Genomic DNA, 19,419 nt, shown 5'->3' with positions numbered 1-19,419 from the left:
AAAATATGGACCAGAACAAAGTTTCAAGAGTTTTAAAGTCAATGGAAGAAAACGGAGTCCCGCAGATGATCATATCTGATCCGGTAGCCATCTTCTATCTGACAGGAGCATGGATTCATCCAGGTGAAAGATTACTTGCATTGTATCTCAATGTAAACGGTAATCACAAAATGATGATCAACAAACTGTTTCCACAGGAAAAAGATCTTGGGGTAGATATCGTGTGGTATGATGACATCGAGGACGGTGTTGAGATCATGAGCAGATTTGTTGAAAAAGACAAGGTTATGGGAATTGACAAGACATGGCCTGCAAAATTCCTGATCCGTCTGCAGGAACTGGGCGGCGGAAGCAAATTTGTAAACGGTTCTCCTATCGTTGACTACATCCGTATGATAAAGGATGAAGGCGAGCAGGAACTGATGAGGGAATCCTCCAGACTGAATGATATCGCTATGGAAAAGCTGATTCCATGGGTATCAAAAGGACTTACGGAGAGAGAGCTGAACGCCAAGATCCGTGAGATCTACAAAGAGCTTGGCTGCGGAGATGTGTCATTCGACCCGATCACAGCTTATGCAAAAGGTGCGGCGGATCCGCATCACGTAACGGACGATTCCAAGGGAAAACGCGGCGACTGCGTAGTGCTTGACATCGGTGCGTTCAAAGACAATTATGCGTCTGACATGACAAGAACAGTATTTATCGGCGAAGTGTCCGACCGCGCAAAGGAAATCTACGATATTGTAGTTGAGGCCAACAGACGTGGTATCGAAGCCGCAAAACCGGGCAACAGAATGTGCGACGTAGACCTGGCTGCAAGAAACTACATCGAAGAAAAAGGGTTTGGACAGTATTTTACGCACAGGACAGGACATTCCATCGGTCTTGAAGACCATGAGTTCGGAGATGTGTCTTCTGTAAATGAGGATATCATCAAAGTCGGACAGTGCTTCTCCGTAGAACCGGGCATCTATATCCAGGAAGAGGGCATCGGCGTACGTATCGAAGATCTTGTGATCATTACAGAGGACGGATGCGAAGTGCTGAACCACTTCACGAAAGACCTTATTGTAGTACCGGAAGAGTAAAAAGTTAACAGACATTAATAAAATTTCCGTGGCGGATTTATCCGCCGCGGTTTTTTTTGTGCCTTTTTCCGGAATGGTTCAGAATTAACAAACTTTTATCATAAAACAGAGCAGAGACTTAACAAACCTTCTTTATAATTTCGCTGAGCAGAGTTTTCGGGGGTCATGATACGCCGTCAGGCGGTTAGGCCCTTTGCACTGCAAGATATCATACGGAAGGAGCAGGAATCTGTGATGGATAAAAACGCTTTGAGAAAAAATTGGGCAAAGGATTGCCTGCCCGCGGTTTTCGCCCTGCTGCTGTCCGGGCTTTATTCGATCGTGGACGGCCTGTTCATCGGACGGGCTGTGGGTGACGCGGGACTTGCAGCCGTCAATATCGCCTGGCCGCTGCCGGCTTTCGTAACAGCCGTTGGCGTCGGATCGGGGATGGGAGGCAGCATCCTCTACTCTAACTGCAGGGGGATGGGTGAGGGGGAAAAGAGCAGTAAAATTTACGGCCAGACAGTGACGCTTTTGATCGTGGAAGGCCTCTTTATAACCGGGGTCCTGTATTGTTTATATCCGCAGATGTTACGCATACTCGGAGCCTCGGGAGATGTCAGCGTAAAAGCGGGAGATTACAGTGAGGTCATTATACTGGGCGCTGTTTTTCAGACCGTCGGTACGGGCATCATCCCCATCCTGCGCAATAGAGGAAGGGCTCTTGGAGCTGTGGCAGGCATGTCTGCGGGAATGCTTGTGAATCTCGTACTGAATTATATTCTGATCTTCCGGTTTGGTCTGGGTGTCCGCGGCGCGGCGCTGGGAACTGTGGCGGCGCAGCTTGTGACGGCCCTGACAGGATTTTTCCTCATTTATGGCAAAGGGGAGGAGCCGCTGAAGCTTACACTGGATCGGAAAACGGCGGTGCACATTTTGAGGACCGGGGCTTCGGCGTTTGGTCTGTCGCTTGCCCCGTCTCTGATCCTGGTATTTACGAATCAGAGATGTCTTCAATACGGGGGCGGCGCTGCTGTTGCATGTTATGCGGTCATCTCTTATATCACCTTTCCCGTACAGTATATTCTGACCGGTATCGGAGACGGTTCGCAGCCTTTGATGAGTTATTACTGCGGCGGAGACCGTATGGAGGAGCTTGCGTATATCCGCAGTACGGGGGAACGTTTTGCGGCGGCCGCAGGACTGCTGCTTGCCCTGCTCGTATATGCGGTGAAGCCGGTGATCCCCGATGTGTTCGGGTTGTCCAAGCGGTCGGCAGCTTATTTTGATACAGGGATGACTGTCAGCAGTACCGCGTTTTTCGTTATGGGACCGGTAAAGTTCCATATTGCATACATGAATTCGGTACTTCGGATAAAAGACGCCTCCAGATTAATATACGGCGAGACTCTGATCGCCATGCCTGTCCTCCTTTTTATCCTGCCGGAAATATGGGGGATAAACGGGGTATGGGCTGCCTTTCCGGCCGGCCAGCTCGTTATGCTTCTTATATTTAACATATGTTTTACAAGAAGAAAAAGCAGACTTAATACTGCGGTGGTAAGATGTGGCCGTTGAATAAAAGGAGAAAAGAGGAAAAAGAAAAATGCAGAAAATGAAAAATAGAAGCAGTGTGCTGTTGTTTGTACTGCCTGCGCTTGTACCTTTGGCAATATTCTGGATCTACCCTATTTTGAAATCGCTGCTCATCAGTTTTACCAACTGGGATTATATGTCGCCGGATTATCAGTTTGTCTTTTTTGATAATTTTATAAAACTGTTCACAGATACAAGATTCTACCAGGCGCTGGGCAACACGGTAGTATTTACCCTGGGGACACTCATACCGACGATAGCCGGAGGACTGATCCTTGCGCTTCTGCTTCAGAAGTATTTCAGGGGGAGCGGAATCGTAAAGTTTATATTATTCTCTCCATGGATCACGCCGACTGTGGCGGTATCTATTGTATGGACATGGATATTCCAGCCGGATACGGGGATAGCGAATGCTCTTCTGCGTTTTTTGGGTCTCCCGGGCCTTCAGTGGATCCAGAGTTCAGATACGGCTATGCTGTCTGTCATACTTGTCACGGTGTGGAAAAGCCTTGGATATGCCATGATCTTCTATCTGTCGGCGCTGGAGAAAGTGCCGGGAGAACTTTATGAGGCGTGCGGTCTCGACGGGGCGAAAAGATGGCAGAGGTTCCGCGATATTACGGTTCCCTGTATCTCGCCGACCACCTTCTTTCTTACGATCATAACGATGATAAATTCACTTCAGGCGTATGACCAGATACAGATCCTGACACAGGGCGGACCTTCCGGAAGCACAAGGACGCTCCTGTATATGTACTATCAGCTGGGATTTGAGGAATTTGACATGGGGCAGGCGACAGCGGTGGCCATGGTGCTGATCCTCATCACAGTAGCGCTGTCCGTATTCCAGTTTCAGGCATCCAAGAGATGGGTCCACTATTGATAAGGAGAAGATAAAATGAATGAACAGAATATATTAGAAAAATATGACCGGCAGGGCGGAGCACAGGTACACCAGATCCCATTGTCGTTTAAAGCGGCAAAAGCGGTCAGAGGCGCGGGGAAGACGGCGGTCCTTTTTACAGCCGGAGTATTTACAATATTTCCATTTCTCTGGATGGTTTTGAGCGCGTTGAAAACAAAGGCGGAAGTGATGGATGTGACACAGTTCTTTCCGGCCAGCCCTCAGTGGCAGAACTTCCGATCAGTGCTGTTTGAATCTCCGCTTCTTAGGTATATAGGAAACAGTTTGTTCGTTTCTACTGCCACGGTGGGACTGCAGCTTGTGACGGGCGCCATGATCACATATGCCATGGTGTTCATGACATTCAGAGGACGCAAGGCGCTGTTTGCGCTGATTATGGGGACGTACATGCTGCCCACTGCGGCTACATATATTCCAAGCTATATCATACTGGCAGACTGGAATATGCTGAACACTTACCGGGGGCTTATCATATCAAGCATGGTGAGCATATTCGGCATATTTCTCCTGAGGCAGGCGTTCATGCAGGTGCCGGCGGGAATGATAGAGGCGGCAAGGATAGACGGCGCAAGCCACTGGCAGATATTGTGGAAGATCGTGGCGCCTATGACGAAATCGTCTTTTATCACATTTATTCTGATGAGCTTCATCACCTGTTACAACAACTATATGTGGCCGTCCCTGATCACGGATTCACCGGAGTTAAGCCTGGTGTCCCAGGGACTGCGGCGCTTCTTTATCGAAGGCGGGGCATATGGGACAGAGTGGCCGCTTGTTATGGCGGGAAGCACATTGATCGTCGTACCGCTTCTGATTCTGTTTGGGTTTACGCAGAAGTGGTTTATCAACGGTATCGGAGGAGACACGGGTATGAAGGGATGATCCCTTTTTACATAGATGCATTATAAAATACAACATGGGTAAGGAGAAATCATATGAAAATGAAAAAGCTTATTTCGATGGCGCTTGTCATATCTGTCACGGCGGCGCTGGCAGCAGGATGCGGCAGCACAGACAAGGCTTCGGCGGCTGAAGACGGCAAGACGACGGAGATCGACTTCTGGTATTCGGGAGGAAAGACAGCGGTCAATGTATTTCAGGGCATTGTAGATGCCTATAATGAGTCACAGTCAGAATACCACATCAATACAGTGACACAGGCCGATTACACGGAGACATACGAGAAGCTGCAGGCGGGAATCGCAGGAAAGAAAGCGCCGGATATAGCGCTTCTGGATGTGGATAAGGCGAGAAATCTCTCAAGGAAGGGCCTGACGGAAGACATCAGTTCCTACATCAAAGACGACGATACGTTTGACGAGTCCGACTACCTCCCGGTGTTCTTCGACCAGGGTAAAGATGAAGACGGAAAGCTCTTTGCACTGCCTGCATACGGCACGACTCAGGTGATGTACTACAATGTTCAGGCGTTTGAGGATGCCGGCATTGACCCTGATACGATCAAGACGTGGCAGGATCTGGAGGCCGCGGCAAAGAAAATGTCCGGCGGCGAATCTTTCTATGGCTGGGAGCCGATGTGGGGAAAGGATAATCTTGTAGACGCTTCTTTGAGCAACGGCGGTAAAATCTTAAGCGACGACGGCAAGAAGGTACTTATTAACAGTGAAGAGTGGGTAGAAGTATGGGAGAGCTTCCGCCAATGGATCCACGACGATAAAATCATGCGCATTCACTCCGGAGGACAGGGATGGGAATACTGGTACTCCACCATTGACGATGTGCTTCAGAATAAGGCCGGCGGTTATACCGGTTCATCGGGAGACCAGGCAGACCTTGATTTTTCCATAGTGCAGGCGATGGAACAGCCTGGCTGGGGAAGCAATCCGTCCGCACCGACTGCGGATGCTCTTCAGCTCATCATGCTGAAAGATTCCACGGACAAAGAAAAGCAGGGCGTATATGATTTTATGAAATACTTTACAGAGCCAGAACAGCAGGCGGAGTGGTCCATGGAGACTGGCTATGTACCGGTGCGCCAGTCTACACAGGATGTTGACAAGTATAAAAGTTATACGGAAGAAAACCCGCAGGCGCTTGTACCGTTTTCCCAGGCACAGCACGGTTCGATCCTCCCGGAGGATCCGACGGGAGGCAAGATATTCGATGCGCTTTCCGTTGCCGCCGATCAGGTGGAGATAGAGGGAAAGCCGGCAAAAGAAGCGCTTGACCAGGCACAGAAAACAGCACAGGCTGCGTTGGACAGCGTGGAGTAAAAAAGATGGATAAAAGTTTTACATTTGAGATCAATAAACATACAGAGCCGATGTTTGGGGAGTCCTTTTGGATTCCCCAGTCTCTTGAACGCTTATATATAGAAGTGGGTACAGAGGAGGACTGCGGCCCGGCCGGTTATATCATATTGAAGGACGAGGGCGGACATATAAGACTTCAGAAGCTGATCGGATATGGGAGCCCGCTGATCTGTATCGGCAGAGGGCCGTGTGATACGAGTATCGGAGGTGTGCCCGGTTCCGTCGGCGCAGGACGGTGGGAACTGATCATATATATATTTACAGAATACGTGAAGCAGCGTCCGGGCGACGGCGCATGTACTCTGACAGTCAGACTGGCAGACATGGCAGAGGGAGACGCTCCGCGGCCGGATTATACCGGCAGGCACTGCTGGGTGAGCGGCAGGGGCGATGGGGAACTGTTCCACGATATGTATGACTGGAATAAAGTGTTCCGGAGAGAGCGGAGATGGTATAAAGGGGACTTCCATACGCATACCTGCCTTTCGGACGGCAGAGAAACGGTGGAAAATGCCATGAAAAAAGCGGCAGATATGGATCTGGATTTTTACGTGCCAACAGAGCATAACGTCATACATACGGGCTGGGTGGAGACAGAAGTCATGGCAGTCCCCGGTATTGAAGTAACAACGGAACAGGGACACTGCAACCTCTTCGGTATCGACAGGATGCCGGAAGCGCTTCCCCGTATTCTGGCACATATGGGCGGAACGCATACAGGGGCATATATGAAAGAAGTGTGGGAAGAGGCCCGGAAAAGAGGATGGGGCATCAGCATAAATCATCCGTTCCTGCATATCTGGAAGTGGAAATATGAGGAAACGCCCCTCGGGCAGATCGACTTTCTGGAGATAGTCAACGACCCTACCTACACATACGCCGGAAAATCTAACTGGAAGGCAATCCGCTTTCTTGACTGGCTGTGGCAGGACGGCTACAAAATATACGGGATAGGAGGAAGCGACTCCCATAATCTCATCACAGAGTATTATGAGGGCGCCCGGGAGCCGTCTGTTGCCGGAGATCCCGGAACGTATGTATTTACAGAGGAACTGTCACCCGAAAATATGCTCCGGGCGATGAAAAAAGGGCATGTCTATGTGAGCAGGCACTGCAGTCTGAAACTGAATATCTGTGCCGGAGGCGTGTCTTATCTGCCGGGAGATGAGATTGTGTGTGAACAGCATACAGAGGTGCGGTACTGTGTGAAAATAACCGGACTGGGGGAAGAACCGCAAGTCTATATGGTAATGAACCGTGTGAGATTCCGTATAGAGCTGGTAAGGAGCGGGCCGGATGTCTATGAAGGTGAGGCGCAGATCGGTCTTGAACCGGATTTCTGGCACTGGGCCCGCCTCGATGTAAGAGACAGCAGAGGAGAGTTTGCCGCCTATGTGAACCCCATTTACAGCGGAAAAAAAGAACACAGACTGAAGACCTTCAAGGAGGCGGTACATTACATGGAGGAGGAAGAGCATGATCAAGGGAATATTATTTGACAAAGACGGAACGCTGATCGACTTCTTTGACTTGTGGGAAGAGGCCGCCCGGACAGTGATCCCCGCATTTATGAGAGAAAACGGGATCGAAGAGACAGAAAAGATGAGGGAGTACCTGTTCAGGACGATCGGAATGTCAGGCGGGAAAGTAGATCCAAAAGGACCGCTTGCCTTTGAGCCTTACGAGGAGATCGCCTCACATGTGAAGGAGGCGCTTGCAGCCGCCGGAATCAATATACCGTGTAAGGTCATTCACAGGCAGCTCGTATCTTTGTTTTCCGCGTACATAAACCGGCCGGAGATACAGTTTAAACCACTGTTCCACCTAAACCACGTATTCCGGCAGCTGAAGGAGAGAGGGATTTTTATAGGACTGGCTACCGCAGATACGCTGGCCTCCGCTGAAAACTGCCTGGATACTCTGGGAGTGAGAGAGTATTTTGACTATGTAGGCGCGGATGACGGAAAACAGGCGCCGAAGCCGGCGCCGGACATGCTGCTGGCGTTTGCGGCGCAAACAGGGATTCAGCCGGAGGAGATAGCTGTTGTAGGCGATACGTTTAATGACATCCGGTTTGCCAGACAGTGCGGGAGCGTTGCGGTGGGCGTCTTGAGCGGAGTAAGTACGAGGGCGGATTATTACCGGGAGGCGGATTATATCTTTGAGACAGCTTCCGATGTTGTGAAGCTGTGCGGTGAAGAAGGCAGGAGGGATCGTTATGGCGCAGATAGCATTAGAGCATGTGTATAAACGGTATGAAGACGGCAGCGAGGCCGTAAAAGATTTTAACCTTTGTGTAAGCGATAAAGAGTTCGTTGTTTTTGTCGGGCCGTCCGGCTGTGGGAAATCAACGACGCTTCGCATGATAGCGGGGCTGGAGGGAATAACGGACGGAGTTTTTCTCATGAACGGGAAACGCATGAATGAGGTGGAGGCCTGTGACAGGGATATTGCCATGGTGTTCCAGAATTATGCCCTTTATCCGCATATGACTGTATACGATAACATAGCGTACAGTCTGAAGCTCAGAAAGCTTTCTAAAGATAACATAAGGCATAAAGTAGAGGAAGTGGCTGATATACTTGATATCCGTCCTATCCTGCAGCGTAAGCCCCGGGAATTATCCGGAGGGCAGAAGCAGAGGGTGGCCATGGGACGGGCGATCGTGAGAGAGCCCCGCGTGTTCCTTATGGATGAGCCGCTCTCCAATCTGGACGCAAAGCTGCGGACACAGATGAGAGGCGAGATTCTGAAGCTGTACAGAAGCTTAAGCACTACATTTATCTATGTGACGCATGACCAGACGGAGGCCATGACGCTTGGAACGAGGATCGTCGTGATGAAAGACGGCGTCATCCAGCAGATCGACAGCCCGGGCCGTCTGTATGATTCTCCGGCAAATAAGTTTGTGGCTGGTTTTATCGGAACACCTCAGATGAATTTTATCGAGGCTGTATGTACAGAGTCAGGAAAAGATGTGATCGCAAAGGCGGGGCAGGCGGAAGGAAAACTTCCCCATGTCAGGGGGCAGTGGCTTAGAGAGAACGGATATATCGGCAGAAAGATCGTCCTTGGGATCCGTCCGGAAGACATCTATGACCGTCCGGAGGATATCGTTTCGAGAAATTGCATGAAAACGCGGCAGAGTGTCCGGGTATATGAGATGCTCGGGGCGGAGGCATACCTGTACTTTGATTTTGCGGGAAGCAGTATGGCGGCAAGAGTGGAGCCGGACACTGCGGCCAGAAGGGATCATATGGTAACATGGGGGATGGATATGGATAAAGCACATATATTTGACCCTGTAACTGAACTGGCGCTGGGAGTTTAAAGCCCGGCGCGGTAATTTTACTATTGTAAACGAATAGTTACTGGAAAAATGAAAGACTATATTTAATATGGAACAAAAGCTGTAATAATTTGGCAACGTACAAAAAAACGGAGAAAATAACTATTGTCTTATAGTATTTTTTCTTTTTTTTCATCCAGATCAGTACGCCTATAGGAGCTAATAAACCTATTGGAGGGAAAAGGCAGGATATTGATAATATGACGGCAAGCTGAAGTTCCTCAATGTGTGCGAAGAGTAACTCTTCGCTGCAGGGAGAAGAGTTCGATATTCTGAAGCTTTTTTGAAGTTTGTTTTTATTATTCATCAGCTCGTCCAGTGAAACATCATATAAATTGCTCAATAATACGAGGTTATCCAAATCCGGATAGCCTTTTCCTGTTTCCCATTTGGAAATTGCCTGTCTTGATATATTCAATTGTCTGGAAACGTACTCCTGCGTGAATTGCTTTTTCTGCCTTGCGCTTTTCAAATTTTCCCCAAGTGTTTTTATTTCCTTCATAAAAAAGCCTCTCTGCTCGACGATTTAAAATAAAATATAGCATATATGCGCAGAAAGTACCAGTATATGGTCCCGGACTGCGTAAATGAGTCTGTAAATTCTTTGCTGTGTTTAGTAAAATAGCAGGCCGATATAGGGGAAACTGAAAGTTGACGGTTTGCAACAGATGGTTCCTTGAAAACTGCAGCGGGTGACATTACACTGAGACCATAAAGTAGGTAATATCAGCAGCTGCAGTTTCCTACAAGAATACATCAGCCTGTATTATACAGAATATCTGGATTTATTAAGAGAAAAGGAGAAAAGTTATGCAAAGAAAGAAAAAGGTATTCAAAAAATTAAGTACAGTTCTTGCAATTGCTTTATTGGTAAGTGTTTTCTCGGTTCCAAGTTTTGCGGCTACAAAAACACAGACGCGGACCGGCGTAGGCACCAATTCCTCAGCTGTAGATGCTACTATGACGTTTCAGCTTAATACGAATGGTACCGTCTCAAATGGGAAGGTTACTAAAGTTGTAAAAAACAGTTCATTCTGGTTCTGCGTATATAATAACCACTCCAAGTCTGCCTACAGGTATAACAGTAATAAAAATTACGGGGCGCATACTTCGGGACTGTGGGCTTTACCGGGGGAGAAAGGTGGAATAGTAAATATTAATGTAACCGGATTCAGGTAAATCTTTCTATGTTTTAAGTAACTGAAAAATTCCATTTAGCTGATGTATTCAGCATTACTAAAACCGACAGTGAAATGCTGTCGGTTTTTATAACGCCTTCTTAAACGCAGCAACCAGTGGTTGACAATATGCAATAAGGAAATTCTTGACATTTACAGGGGGTAACATTAACATGAAATTATATAACAGGCATTTTTATGGAGGGGAGGAAGGGTCTGATGAAAAGGAAATATAAGGTTTTTACTGCTTTCATTATTTTGTCTCTTTTAGCAGGGGGAACGGCAGGGTGCTCCAAAAATAAGGAAGAAAAAAAGATGGTGCACTACAAGGAAGAACAGCTTACTCTGCCTGAGGGTGTGGGAATCATTTACGACATGATGGAAACAAAAGAGGGAAGTCTTTCTATTCTGACGGACACCGAGTCGGAAACAGGCAGGATTTTTGAACTGGACGGGAAGGCGAATGAGTGGAAGCAGGTCAATGAAAGCTTTGAAGGACTTTCTGACAGCGCTGTGTTTGACGCAAAATTTATAGATGAAAATGAGAGTTATGTTTCGGTTCTTTATCATGCGTTGTCTGCCGGAAGTGAGGAGGAAGCACAGGCTCTGGCCCCAAAATATTTTATGATAGGAAAAGACGGAACCGGTAAAGAATTACAGCTGGATCTGTCAAGCGGCGATAAATATGCGGAAGATAATCTTTTCAGTGTGGCAGTGAAGCGTGATGGGGAAATGATAGGAATTGATAACGCACAGATCATATATTCCTTTACCGACAAAGGCGAATTGAATTACGAGAATAAGGAAGTCAGGGATCTGGATGCTGAAGTAGTCGATATGGTAGCTGTAAAGAATATTGTCTATACCGTACTGGACAGCGGAAAAGTCTATTGTATGGATGCAGACTCCGGCGCTGCCGCGGATGGAGATGAAGGAGTGATCAAGTATTTACAGTATGACGAAGGTGAGTACGAGGCGTATGCAGATCCCGATGCGGATGTCATATATAAACTGAGCGGGGGAAAATTATACTCCTATGACATAGGTTCCGGAAAACAGAAGGAAGAATTAGATTTAAAGTATTTTGATCTGAAGAACGGGATCCGTTATCAGATACTTTCTGTAAAGGCCGGAGAGCTTTATATATCTTATACATTGAGTACAGGCCAGGTGAAGTTAAATAAGTATGTGTATGATAAGAAAGGGTTTGAGATCAAGAAACAGGCGCTTAAAATATACAGTCTGACGGAGAACTATGAGCTTGAAGTTCTGGCAGATGCCTTTAATGTCAAACATCCGGACAGTCCCGTTGAGATCGTGTATGGCTACACATCCGAGGATGGAAAGACGCAGGCAGATGCTGTCAAGCTTTTAAACACAGAGTTATTGGCAGGAAACGGACCGGATATTCTCATAATGGACGGCCTGACGGCCGGCACATATTATGAGGAAGGCTTGCTGAAGGATATAACAGATATTCTGGATATGGACAAGATAAGAAAGAATATCTTTGAAAATATGCTGGCTCCTTACAGTGACGGAAATGTACAGTATGCACTGCCGCTGGGGTTCCAGATATACGGTATCGTAGGCAGTAAAAATATGGTAGATGCTTTTGAAGATACGAATGCATTTCTTGATGAGGCGGAGAAAGAAAATACAGACTTCGCAATATGTGACCTCAATTTATCTGAGAGTGCAAATATTGTATATATTCAGAATATCTCCCGGTGCTTTTCCGAAGAAGGGGGCTTGGACAGAGAGAAGCTGTCAGAACTGTATACGAACTTAAACAGGCTGTATAAGCTTTCAGGGAATTCCCTGGGAGAAGAGCGGGGCAGCAAGTTGTTTGAATTCTCGGAGTTAGCAGCGATGGACACGGAAGTTCAATGGATCTATTATGATCAGCTGCCATTTATAATGGCGCCGTATTTTAATCAGGACAGTTTTTTTGCATCCAAATATCTTGTGAAGCAAGAAGGATATGAACAGGGATACGTACATAATAATGATTCCATCGTCTATAAAGATAAATTGATAATGGGAGTGTCTAAACAGTCGGCAAAGGATGAGGAGGCGAAAGAATTTCTTGAATTCGCACTAAATGACGGACAGGAGACGTTCAGCCAGAGCCTGTTGGCACTTCCCGTTCAAAAGAAGGCTTTAAAAAAAGCCCTTGTCAATAATGAGAAGCAGGAGCCATACAAGATATCGGAGTTTGGTTTTGGAGACGATCCGAAGATGATCGCTATAAACGGTATCGGCCTGAATGATAAAGATTATGATGAACTTGAAAAAGAATTAAATAAAGCGGTACACTTTGAATATGGGGACGCCAGGTTAAGAGACACGATCATGGGAGAGGCAAGTAATTACTGCCTTGAAAAGAAGACGCTGGCAGAAGCTGTCGGCGATGCGGCGGAAAAGGTCGCGTTATATAATAAAGAATAGACTATAGAGGGTTTATTATGAGATATCTCAAAAAGAGAAAGCGGCTGGGGATCTTATTTATCATCCCCAGCTTTCTGGGAGTCTGCATCTTTGTTTTGCTTCCATATATGGGTATTTTACTGAGAAGCTTTAATGTGACCGGAGGAAACGGGAATCCGTCTTTTGTCAATTATGAGAAGGTCCTGTCTAACAGCGCGTTTAGATTAGCGGTAAAAAACACTGTTTATTTCACATGCGTCAGCATTCCGCTGCTGATCGTTCTTTCATTACTTATCGCGTACTTTATTGCCTCGCGGATCAAGAACAGCAAATGGGTCCAGACGGGAGTTCTTTTACCCATGGTAATACCTGTTTCTACGGTCGTTATACTGTGGAACGCCATATTTCACGAGTATGGCTTTCTGAACAAAATACTGCAGTTTCCTCCGGGCGGCGGGGTGGACTGGATGAACGACAAATATGCGATGGGGGTGCTTGTCCTCACATTTCTGTGGAGAAATATCGGTTTTGCCATTGTACTGTGGATAGCGGGGATATCTGCGATACCATCTGCGATGACAGAGGCCGCCAGAATAGACGGGGCAAACGGGAGGCAGAGGTTTCTGTATATCGTCTGCCCTAATCTGGTTTACTACTTTCTGTGTATTACTATGCTGGCCCTGGTCAATTCTTTTAAGATTTACCGGGAGGCGTATCTGATCGCCGGGGAATATCCGGCGGAGAGCATATATATGCTGCAGCATCTTTTTAACAACTGGTTCCGGGATCTGCAGGTGGCAAACCTGTCTGCAGGCGCGGTCATACAGCTGGTGATCACAGTGCTGGCGCTTTTTTTACTGCTCAGGGTGTGTGTCAGGAAAGGACTGGAATTATGAGAAAGAAGCTGCCCCACTTTATTATGCTGCTCTTGATAATCGCAATGTGCTATCCGATAGTGTTTCTCGTGACTGGTTCTTTCATGGGGGAAGGGGAGCTCATTGAAAAAATAGGAGTTATATTCGGGGCGGTAAAGGGAAGATATACGTCCTGGTCCATGCTTCCGGAAAATCCCAATATCTGGTCTTATATTAAGGTTCTGTTTGACTCGCCTGAGTTTTTTACGGCATTCTGGAATACAATAAAAATCGCGCTGATCACGCTGGCGCTGCAGTGCATCGTTAATATTTCAGCGGCGTGGGGACTGGCGGTTTATGATTTTCCGGGAAAGAAGTCCGTGCTCAGGTTATATATCATACTGTTGATCCTGCCTTTTCAAGTGCTTATGCTGCCCCAATATCTTGTGATGGACAGGCTGGGGCTGACGGATACAATATGGGCGGTGATCTTACCGATGGTTTTTTCACCGCAGTTTATTTTTATCCTGTATTATTTCTTTAAGAAAATACCGGATCATATTATTGACGCAGCCCGGACAGAAGGGGCAAGTGAATGGAAGATATTTATATATATCGGTCTTCCGTTATGCAGGACGGGACTGCTGGCCGCGGCTGTTTTAAGCGCCGCGGAATGTTTTAATATCATAGAGCAGCCGCTGCTTTTTTTCAAGACGAAGACATTATGGCCGCTGTCGCTGTACCTGCCAAACGCAAAAATGGACAAGGTGGGAGGGAATTTTGTGGCTGCGGTGCTCAGCCTGCTTCCGCTCGTATTGGTATATTTGTATGGACTTAGCTGCATAGAAGAGGATGTAACAAGTAAGAAATAAAAGAGGACGTTATGAAAAGAAAATTCAGAAAATGTGTGGTATATTTTTTCGCAAGTATGCTTTTGCTGACGATCATTTCAAGAGTGATCGATAATTTGTGTATCATTAAGGTCAGGACAGACTTTGCCAGGGGAAAAGAAATCGATAAATCGATTGAAGGAAACGGGGAGGTCAGAGGCAAGAACGAGATGCTGGTCGTGACGGCGGAGGGGCTTCTTGTATCACAGGTAGATGTCATGCCGGGAGAGCAAGTGAAGGCCGGGGATGTATTATATCACATAGATATTGAGGATGCCAGAAAAATGGTCGCTCAGAAAGAGGACGAGATAAAGACTCTGCAGTTACAGTCGGAAGAGGTGACAAATCAGAATAACAGAACTGAAAAAAACGAGACAGTGAACTATGGACATCTGGCAGAAAATTATGAGGCCGCCGTCTCAAACAGGACAGATAATCTGAAACGCGCGCAGCAGGATATAGACAGCGCCTATGAAAAACAAAAGACGGGAAAGGATAAGCTGGCGGAAAAGAAACAGGAATATGACAAAGCGGTCCAGGAGGGAAACAGCCAGAAGAGTGAAGAGTTAAAAGCGCTCATTGAACAACTGGAGGAACAGCTGGATACATATGAGACTGAGATCGGGGAGAAAGAGCGGTCATATGGCCAGGTGGTGGAGGATCAGGATAATATAGTCCGCGCCGCAAGACAGGAACTGGAAAAAGCGGGCATTGGCGAGCCGGAAAATACAACTGCGCAGCAGAATGATATCGCGGCCGCCCAAAAGCAAAAAGAGTTGTCCCAATTGAAAGAGATAATAACAGACGACAAAATTACCGCTCCAAAGGACGGCGTTGTCAAGGAGATTTTGATCAGCGCAGGCACAAGAACCATGAACGGCGCAGATATGATACTGGCAGATAAGAACGAGGGTCTGGAAGTGGTCGCGTCATTTACAGAGGAAGGTAAAGAACTTTTGCGTGAGGGAACGATGGTGGAGATCGAACAGCGGTCGTTTCCGATCACATCTGTCAGGCTGGCAGATCAGGCGACACAGGCTATTGAAATAAAAATCGATATTCCTTATTCTGATTTTCTGATCGGCAGCCAGGTGCCGGTAACGCTTACGACGGAGGCTGAGCATTATCCGCTTGTGGTGGAGAGGGAGGCGCTTCATCTCGATTCGGAAGAAAAATATTATGTGTTTGTCCTGAAGAAAAAAGAAACGTTGTTAGGGGAAGAATGGACGGCGGCAAAAAGAAATGTAAAGGTTATAGATAAGAATGAGAATTACGCAGCGATAGAGGGCGTGTCCGGCAGTGAAGAGATCGTGGTTGAGTCTTCCCGGTATGTTGAGGACGGAAGCCGTGTGAAAAAGGAAGAACAATGAAAAATAAAGAAAGCATAAAGACGATAATATGTTTTGGGCTGGCATTATTTTCGCAGATACTTTTTCTGGCGGGCAATCAAAAGATGAGACAGGTTGAGGACAAGGTCTGGCTTACCAGGTTCAACAGCGAGAATGAGATAACGGCGGAGATGGTCCGCAGGCTGCAGCGTGAAAACGAGAGGACAGACGCCCCGACAGCGTTTGCTGCCTGGAATGAGAAGAAAAATGAGGAGGTTGCCGTACAGGAGTTAAATAAATCTACATTTACAACTGCGGTTGCCGTGACTGAACGCGCGGATCTCATATTTCCGGACAGCAGGACATTCGACAGGGCATATCCGAACACGTGCATTATAAGCGAAGGTTTGGCATGCAGTTTATTCGGCTCGGCAGATGTTAAAAATTTACATATTGTCTACAATGAACAAAAATATAAAATACAAGATGTAATAAAAGGCAGCAGAAATCTGTTTTTATATTACGGAAATAGTGAGTCCGCACATACGTTTACAGAGATAACAGCCGCGGGCAGCCCGGATAAAAGCCAGAAAATGATAAAAGACCAGTTGGAAGAAAGGCTGGGCGTCCGTTTACGCTGTATCGACTACAGTTTTCCTCATTTTATTTGTGGAGCCGCTTTTCTCGTCTATGTTCTCATTCTGTGCCGGTCTTTGTACAGGCATTGGAAAAGGAGAGATAAAGAAAGTATAAATGTCATACTGCTCCTCGTCCTGATCGCGGCGGGAGCGGTCATATGTACGCAGCTGCCGGGGATTCCGAGGGACATTGTGCCTACTCATTTCTCTGACAGAGAATTCTGGTCAACACTCATAGAAGAGCAAAGAAATAACCTGGAATTCATGTTCTCAAAGGAGAAGTTTTATCCGGAAAAAGCATGGTTTGCCGGTCTGTTCCTGGCGGTATCGGGACTTGCCGCCAGCGTATTGAGCTGGCGGAAGCTGAGCACGAGAAAAGCATTAGATATTTCCGTTTCCGATTATTTTAAACGCAAGCAGCGCGAGCACGAGTAGTATACTCGGCTTTGCGACCTTCGCCCCATTTTTCATGACGAGTCCCGCGCCGATATACCCGCCCAGCATATTGCAGGCCGCGGCGGCAAGGCCAAGCGGAATGAGGACCTGCCCGTTCAGAAGAAAAATGATAAGAGAGGTAACGTTGGTAGTCAGGTTGATCACTTTTGCCTGTGCGTTGGCAGTCTTAATGCTGAGCTTTGCAAATATGGTAAACGCGATGATCAGAAAAGTACCGGTTCCCGGGCCGTAAAAGCCGTCATAGCCGCCAATGATAAATGCGGCGGCAACGGCGGTGATGTAGGTGCGTCCATCCAGCGTGACTTCTTCTGCGCCGCTGTCGTTAAAGAGCTTTTTGTTCAGCACGAGAAAGGCAGAGAGCGGCAGTATGATCACAAGGACGTACGCCATAACCTTCTCCGGAACAAGCAGTGAGATATGTGATCCGATGAAGGAGCCTGCGACTGCGGCAAATATAGAAGGAACGGCAAGCTTTACATTGATGAGATGATTTCTGGCAAAGCGGTAGGTTGCCAGCGCGGTCCCGAAAGGGGACGACATTTTATTCGTTGCGACCGCCGCGTGGGGAGGAAGTCCGGCGAGGAGATAGGCGGGCAGCGAGATGAGTCCTCCGCCCCCGCCGATGGCATCTACCATGCCCGCCAGAAACAAAAGCGGGCATACAATTATAAACGTCTGTATCGTCAATTCCATGATTACATATATTCCTTTCGTATTCTCAGGACAGCGGGCTGCGCCGCTGTCTGCGGACGTTCTTACCGGTCCGCCTGTAACGGGATCAAATTCCATGTAGATTATACAGGAAACAGGCGGCAGAATCAATGTAAATACCGGCGGAACCGGAAAATCACGGCAGATGTATGTATTCACAATTATTTCCCGGTGTGGTAGAATATATGGCATATGAGATATAGAAGGAGGACGGGCATAATGAACAGAGAACAGGCTCATGATATCTTGATGAAATATATGAAAGGTGAAAACTATATCACGCATTCTTACGCGGTGGAGGCGATCATGAAAGGTCTTGCCAGGCGTCTGGCTCCGGATGAGGTGGAATACTGGGGGATCGTCGGACTTCTCCATGATCTCGATGAGGAGCAGTGCGACTGGCAGAACGATATAAGCGTGCACGGGCCGACTTCCGTGGAGATACTGAAAAAAGAGGGGATCGACGATCCGGTGCTCTTTGACGCCATCAAGGCGCACAATCCGAAGTGCGGCATGAAGGCCAAGACGAAGCTTCAGTACGCAGTGCTGGCGGCAGACCCGATGAGTGGTTTTGTAAAAGCGGTCGCGCAGATATATCCTGATAAAAGGATCGCCAGCGTCAAGCATAAGTCGGTGATGAAGCGCTTTAATGAACTGCGGTTCGCGGCGGGGGCCAACAGGGATTATATGGAGATGATAGAGTTCACCGGTCTGAGCCTGGATGATCTGATCGATGTTGCTCTGGAGGAGATGGGGGCGATAGCGGACGTTCTCGGGCTGGCGTAAGGACCAAGGCATTTTGTAGAGAAAGTATAGAGAGAAGCAGTAAAGGAGCTGTGGCAGAAGCAGATAGATGATATCTGCGGAAGCGGCAGTTCTTTTTTTTCATTTGGTAAATCGGTTTATTAAAATGCGTTATGCACAAAAATCCGCCGATATTTTGTTGAAAATAGAGAAAATAAAAGATAGAATTGTGACAATTGACAAAAATATATCGTATAAATCGTCGAAATATCACGATTGACACTTTCGTAATTGTAAAGTATGATGTTGTTAAAACATTTGGAAAAACGGTTTACCAAACGTATTTACGCAACAAAGAGAGAAAAGTCAATGTAAGAGGAGGAAAAACATGAAGAAATTTAACAAGTTAACTATTTTTTTGATCCCAATTGGTATTGCGGTTAACGTAGTAGGCGGACAGCTTGCGGTGCTGTTGAAATTACCTGTATTTTTAGACAGTATCGGAACGTTTGTTGTCGGAGCTTTATGCGGAGGTGTTCCGGGAGCTCTGGTAGGATTGGGATGCGGACTGATCAATGCCATATCACTGCCGACACTTCTGCCATACACGGTCATAGGTGTGCTGTTTGGTTTTCTCGGTTCATTTTTGGCAAAAAAGCAAATGTTCTCCAAATTCTGGAAAGCGCCGATCAATGGTGTGATCATTGCGATCATCAGTACGTGCATTGCTGTTCCGATCACAGCGACCTTATACGGCGGGTTTGTCGGAACGGGGGCCAGCGTGATCGTTACAACACTTATGGCGGCAGGCTGGGATGTGCTGCCGGCTACCTTTGTAAGTGAGCTGTCATCCGAGCTGATCGATAAGATCATTTGTCTGATCATTATATTCTTTGTCTTAAAGGCAATGCCTGCACGTTTTGTTGTGAAGCTTCCAAACGGAAAACATTTCATCAAAGAAGAGCAGTAGAGGA

General features: G+C 47.2%; 18 protein-coding genes. 16 read left to right on the top strand and 2 right to left on the bottom strand.

Annotated features, from left to right (window positions below):
* The first annotated feature begins 5 nt into the window (after nucleotides 1–5).
* From LAJLEIBI_RS16100 to LAJLEIBI_RS16065, 8 genes are all read left to right on the top strand, one after another.
* On the top strand, nucleotides 6–1,091 hold the full coding sequence (locus tag LAJLEIBI_RS16100) for a M24 family metallopeptidase (RefSeq protein WP_006443208.1): 1,086 nt from the start codon (nucleotides 6–8) through the stop codon (nucleotides 1,089–1,091).
* Between the two features lie 249 nt (nucleotides 1,092–1,340).
* Nucleotides 1,341–2,651, top strand: coding sequence for an MATE family efflux transporter (locus LAJLEIBI_RS16095; protein WP_243132956.1), 1,311 nt, complete (start codon nucleotides 1,341–1,343; stop codon nucleotides 2,649–2,651).
* A 28-nt stretch (nucleotides 2,652–2,679) separates the two neighbouring features.
* Nucleotides 2,680–3,552, top strand: a complete 873-nt coding sequence (locus LAJLEIBI_RS16090; RefSeq protein ID WP_006443206.1) for a carbohydrate ABC transporter permease — start codon at nucleotides 2,680–2,682, stop codon at nucleotides 3,550–3,552.
* 15 nt (nucleotides 3,553–3,567) lie between these two features.
* Complete coding sequence (locus LAJLEIBI_RS16085) at nucleotides 3,568–4,476, top strand: carbohydrate ABC transporter permease (protein ID WP_006443205.1); 909 nt, start codon at nucleotides 3,568–3,570, stop codon at nucleotides 4,474–4,476.
* A gap of 53 nt (nucleotides 4,477–4,529) precedes the next feature.
* Nucleotides 4,530–5,828: an ABC transporter substrate-binding protein gene (locus tag LAJLEIBI_RS16080; RefSeq protein ID WP_006443204.1), complete on the top strand. Its 1,299-nt coding sequence runs from the start codon at nucleotides 4,530–4,532 to the stop codon at nucleotides 5,826–5,828.
* 5 nt (nucleotides 5,829–5,833) lie between these two features.
* Complete coding sequence (locus LAJLEIBI_RS16075; RefSeq protein WP_006443203.1) at nucleotides 5,834–7,366, top strand: CehA/McbA family metallohydrolase; 1,533 nt, start codon at nucleotides 5,834–5,836, stop codon at nucleotides 7,364–7,366.
* Nucleotides 7,344–8,117, top strand: a complete 774-nt coding sequence (locus tag LAJLEIBI_RS16070) for an HAD family hydrolase (protein ID WP_006443202.1) — start codon at nucleotides 7,344–7,346, stop codon at nucleotides 8,115–8,117. Before LAJLEIBI_RS16075 ends, LAJLEIBI_RS16070 begins: the two co-directional genes overlap by 23 nt.
* Nucleotides 8,086–9,198, top strand: coding sequence for an ABC transporter ATP-binding protein (locus LAJLEIBI_RS16065; protein WP_006443201.1), 1,113 nt, complete (start codon nucleotides 8,086–8,088; stop codon nucleotides 9,196–9,198). The genes LAJLEIBI_RS16070 and LAJLEIBI_RS16065 overlap by 32 nt, the downstream gene beginning before the upstream one ends.
* Before the next feature lie 37 nt (nucleotides 9,199–9,235).
* Here LAJLEIBI_RS16065 and LAJLEIBI_RS16060 read toward each other — a convergent pair whose 3' ends face one another.
* Nucleotides 9,236–9,718: a helix-turn-helix domain-containing protein gene (locus LAJLEIBI_RS16060; protein ID WP_006443200.1), complete on the bottom strand. Its 483-nt coding sequence runs from the start codon at nucleotides 9,716–9,718 to the stop codon at nucleotides 9,236–9,238.
* A 308-nt stretch (nucleotides 9,719–10,026) separates the two neighbouring features.
* Here LAJLEIBI_RS16060 and LAJLEIBI_RS16055 point away from each other — a divergent pair, with 308 nt between their 5' ends.
* From LAJLEIBI_RS16055 to LAJLEIBI_RS16030, 6 genes are all read left to right on the top strand, one after another.
* Nucleotides 10,027–10,395, top strand: coding sequence for a hypothetical protein (locus LAJLEIBI_RS16055; protein WP_006443199.1), 369 nt, complete (start codon nucleotides 10,027–10,029; stop codon nucleotides 10,393–10,395).
* Nucleotides 10,396–10,613: 218 nt separating this feature from the next.
* Nucleotides 10,614–12,845, top strand: a complete 2,232-nt coding sequence (locus LAJLEIBI_RS16050) for an ABC transporter substrate-binding protein (protein WP_040435048.1) — start codon at nucleotides 10,614–10,616, stop codon at nucleotides 12,843–12,845.
* A gap of 17 nt (nucleotides 12,846–12,862) precedes the next feature.
* On the top strand, nucleotides 12,863–13,720 hold the full coding sequence (locus LAJLEIBI_RS16045; RefSeq protein ID WP_006443197.1) for a carbohydrate ABC transporter permease: 858 nt from the start codon (nucleotides 12,863–12,865) through the stop codon (nucleotides 13,718–13,720).
* The gene (locus tag LAJLEIBI_RS16040; protein ID WP_006443196.1) at nucleotides 13,717–14,550 is read left to right on the top strand and encodes a carbohydrate ABC transporter permease; all 834 of its coding nucleotides are present in this window, start codon (nucleotides 13,717–13,719) and stop codon (nucleotides 14,548–14,550) included. Before LAJLEIBI_RS16045 ends, LAJLEIBI_RS16040 begins: the two co-directional genes overlap by 4 nt.
* 11 nt (nucleotides 14,551–14,561) lie before the next feature.
* Nucleotides 14,562–15,938 (top strand): efflux RND transporter periplasmic adaptor subunit, encoded by a 1,377-nt coding sequence (locus tag LAJLEIBI_RS16035; RefSeq protein WP_006443195.1) that lies wholly within the window; start codon nucleotides 14,562–14,564, stop codon nucleotides 15,936–15,938.
* Nucleotides 15,935–16,969 (top strand): hypothetical protein, encoded by a 1,035-nt coding sequence (locus LAJLEIBI_RS16030; protein ID WP_006443194.1) that lies wholly within the window; start codon nucleotides 15,935–15,937, stop codon nucleotides 16,967–16,969. Before LAJLEIBI_RS16035 ends, LAJLEIBI_RS16030 begins: the two co-directional genes overlap by 4 nt.
* Here the strand turns inward: LAJLEIBI_RS16030 and LAJLEIBI_RS16025 are convergent.
* Nucleotides 16,916–17,683 carry a sulfite exporter TauE/SafE family protein gene (locus tag LAJLEIBI_RS16025; protein ID WP_147570496.1) on the bottom strand — a complete coding sequence of 256 codons (768 nt, stop codon included), beginning with the start codon at nucleotides 17,681–17,683 and terminating at the stop codon, nucleotides 16,916–16,918. The genes LAJLEIBI_RS16030 and LAJLEIBI_RS16025 overlap by 54 nt on opposite strands.
* Nucleotides 17,684–17,920: 237 nt before the next feature.
* Here LAJLEIBI_RS16025 and LAJLEIBI_RS16020 point away from each other — a divergent pair, with 237 nt between their 5' ends.
* Both LAJLEIBI_RS16020 and LAJLEIBI_RS16015 read left to right on the top strand, forming a co-directional pair.
* The gene (locus LAJLEIBI_RS16020) at nucleotides 17,921–18,487 is read left to right on the top strand and encodes an HD domain-containing protein (protein ID WP_006443192.1); all 567 of its coding nucleotides are present in this window, start codon (nucleotides 17,921–17,923) and stop codon (nucleotides 18,485–18,487) included.
* A 346-nt stretch (nucleotides 18,488–18,833) separates the two neighbouring features.
* Nucleotides 18,834–19,415 (top strand): hypothetical protein, encoded by a 582-nt coding sequence (locus LAJLEIBI_RS16015; protein WP_006443190.1) that lies wholly within the window; start codon nucleotides 18,834–18,836, stop codon nucleotides 19,413–19,415.
* The last annotated feature ends 4 nt before the right edge of the window (nucleotides 19,416–19,419 follow it).

The organism is [Clostridium] hylemonae DSM 15053, assembly GCF_008281175.1.
GTDB classification, from domain to species: domain Bacteria; phylum Bacillota; class Clostridia; order Lachnospirales; family Lachnospiraceae; genus Extibacter; species Extibacter hylemonae.
Note: the sequence above shows the minus strand (reverse complement) of the source record. Positions and strands in the feature narration are given on the sequence as shown.

Coding starts and splice junctions, on each gene's coding strand:
- LAJLEIBI_RS16070 (WP_006443202.1), top strand. CDS start 7,344: ATGATCAAGGGAATATTATTTGACAAAGACGGAACGCTGATCGACTTC.
- LAJLEIBI_RS16055 (WP_006443199.1), top strand. CDS start 10,027: ATGCAAAGAAAGAAAAAGGTATTCAAAAAATTAAGTACAGTTCTTGCA.
- LAJLEIBI_RS16040 (WP_006443196.1), top strand. CDS start 13,717: ATGAGAAAGAAGCTGCCCCACTTTATTATGCTGCTCTTGATAATCGCA.
- LAJLEIBI_RS16020 (WP_006443192.1), top strand. CDS start 17,921: ATGAACAGAGAACAGGCTCATGATATCTTGATGAAATATATGAAAGGT.
- LAJLEIBI_RS16100 (WP_006443208.1), top strand. CDS start 6: ATGGACCAGAACAAAGTTTCAAGAGTTTTAAAGTCAATGGAAGAAAAC.
- LAJLEIBI_RS16080 (WP_006443204.1), top strand. CDS start 4,530: ATGAAAATGAAAAAGCTTATTTCGATGGCGCTTGTCATATCTGTCACG.
- LAJLEIBI_RS16075 (WP_006443203.1), top strand. CDS start 5,834: ATGGATAAAAGTTTTACATTTGAGATCAATAAACATACAGAGCCGATG.
- LAJLEIBI_RS16065 (WP_006443201.1), top strand. CDS start 8,086: ATGGCGCAGATAGCATTAGAGCATGTGTATAAACGGTATGAAGACGGC.
- LAJLEIBI_RS16090 (WP_006443206.1), top strand. CDS start 2,680: ATGCAGAAAATGAAAAATAGAAGCAGTGTGCTGTTGTTTGTACTGCCT.
- LAJLEIBI_RS16045 (WP_006443197.1), top strand. CDS start 12,863: ATGAGATATCTCAAAAAGAGAAAGCGGCTGGGGATCTTATTTATCATC.
- LAJLEIBI_RS16015 (WP_006443190.1), top strand. CDS start 18,834: ATGAAGAAATTTAACAAGTTAACTATTTTTTTGATCCCAATTGGTATT.
- LAJLEIBI_RS16050 (WP_040435048.1), top strand. CDS start 10,614: ATGAAAAGGAAATATAAGGTTTTTACTGCTTTCATTATTTTGTCTCTT.
- LAJLEIBI_RS16030 (WP_006443194.1), top strand. CDS start 15,935: ATGAAAAATAAAGAAAGCATAAAGACGATAATATGTTTTGGGCTGGCA.
- LAJLEIBI_RS16035 (WP_006443195.1), top strand. CDS start 14,562: ATGAAAAGAAAATTCAGAAAATGTGTGGTATATTTTTTCGCAAGTATG.
- LAJLEIBI_RS16085 (WP_006443205.1), top strand. CDS start 3,568: ATGAATGAACAGAATATATTAGAAAAATATGACCGGCAGGGCGGAGCA.
- LAJLEIBI_RS16025 (WP_147570496.1), bottom strand. CDS start 17,683: ATGGAATTGACGATACAGACGTTTATAATTGTATGCCCGCTTTTGTTT.
- LAJLEIBI_RS16060 (WP_006443200.1), bottom strand. CDS start 9,718: ATGAAGGAAATAAAAACACTTGGGGAAAATTTGAAAAGCGCAAGGCAG.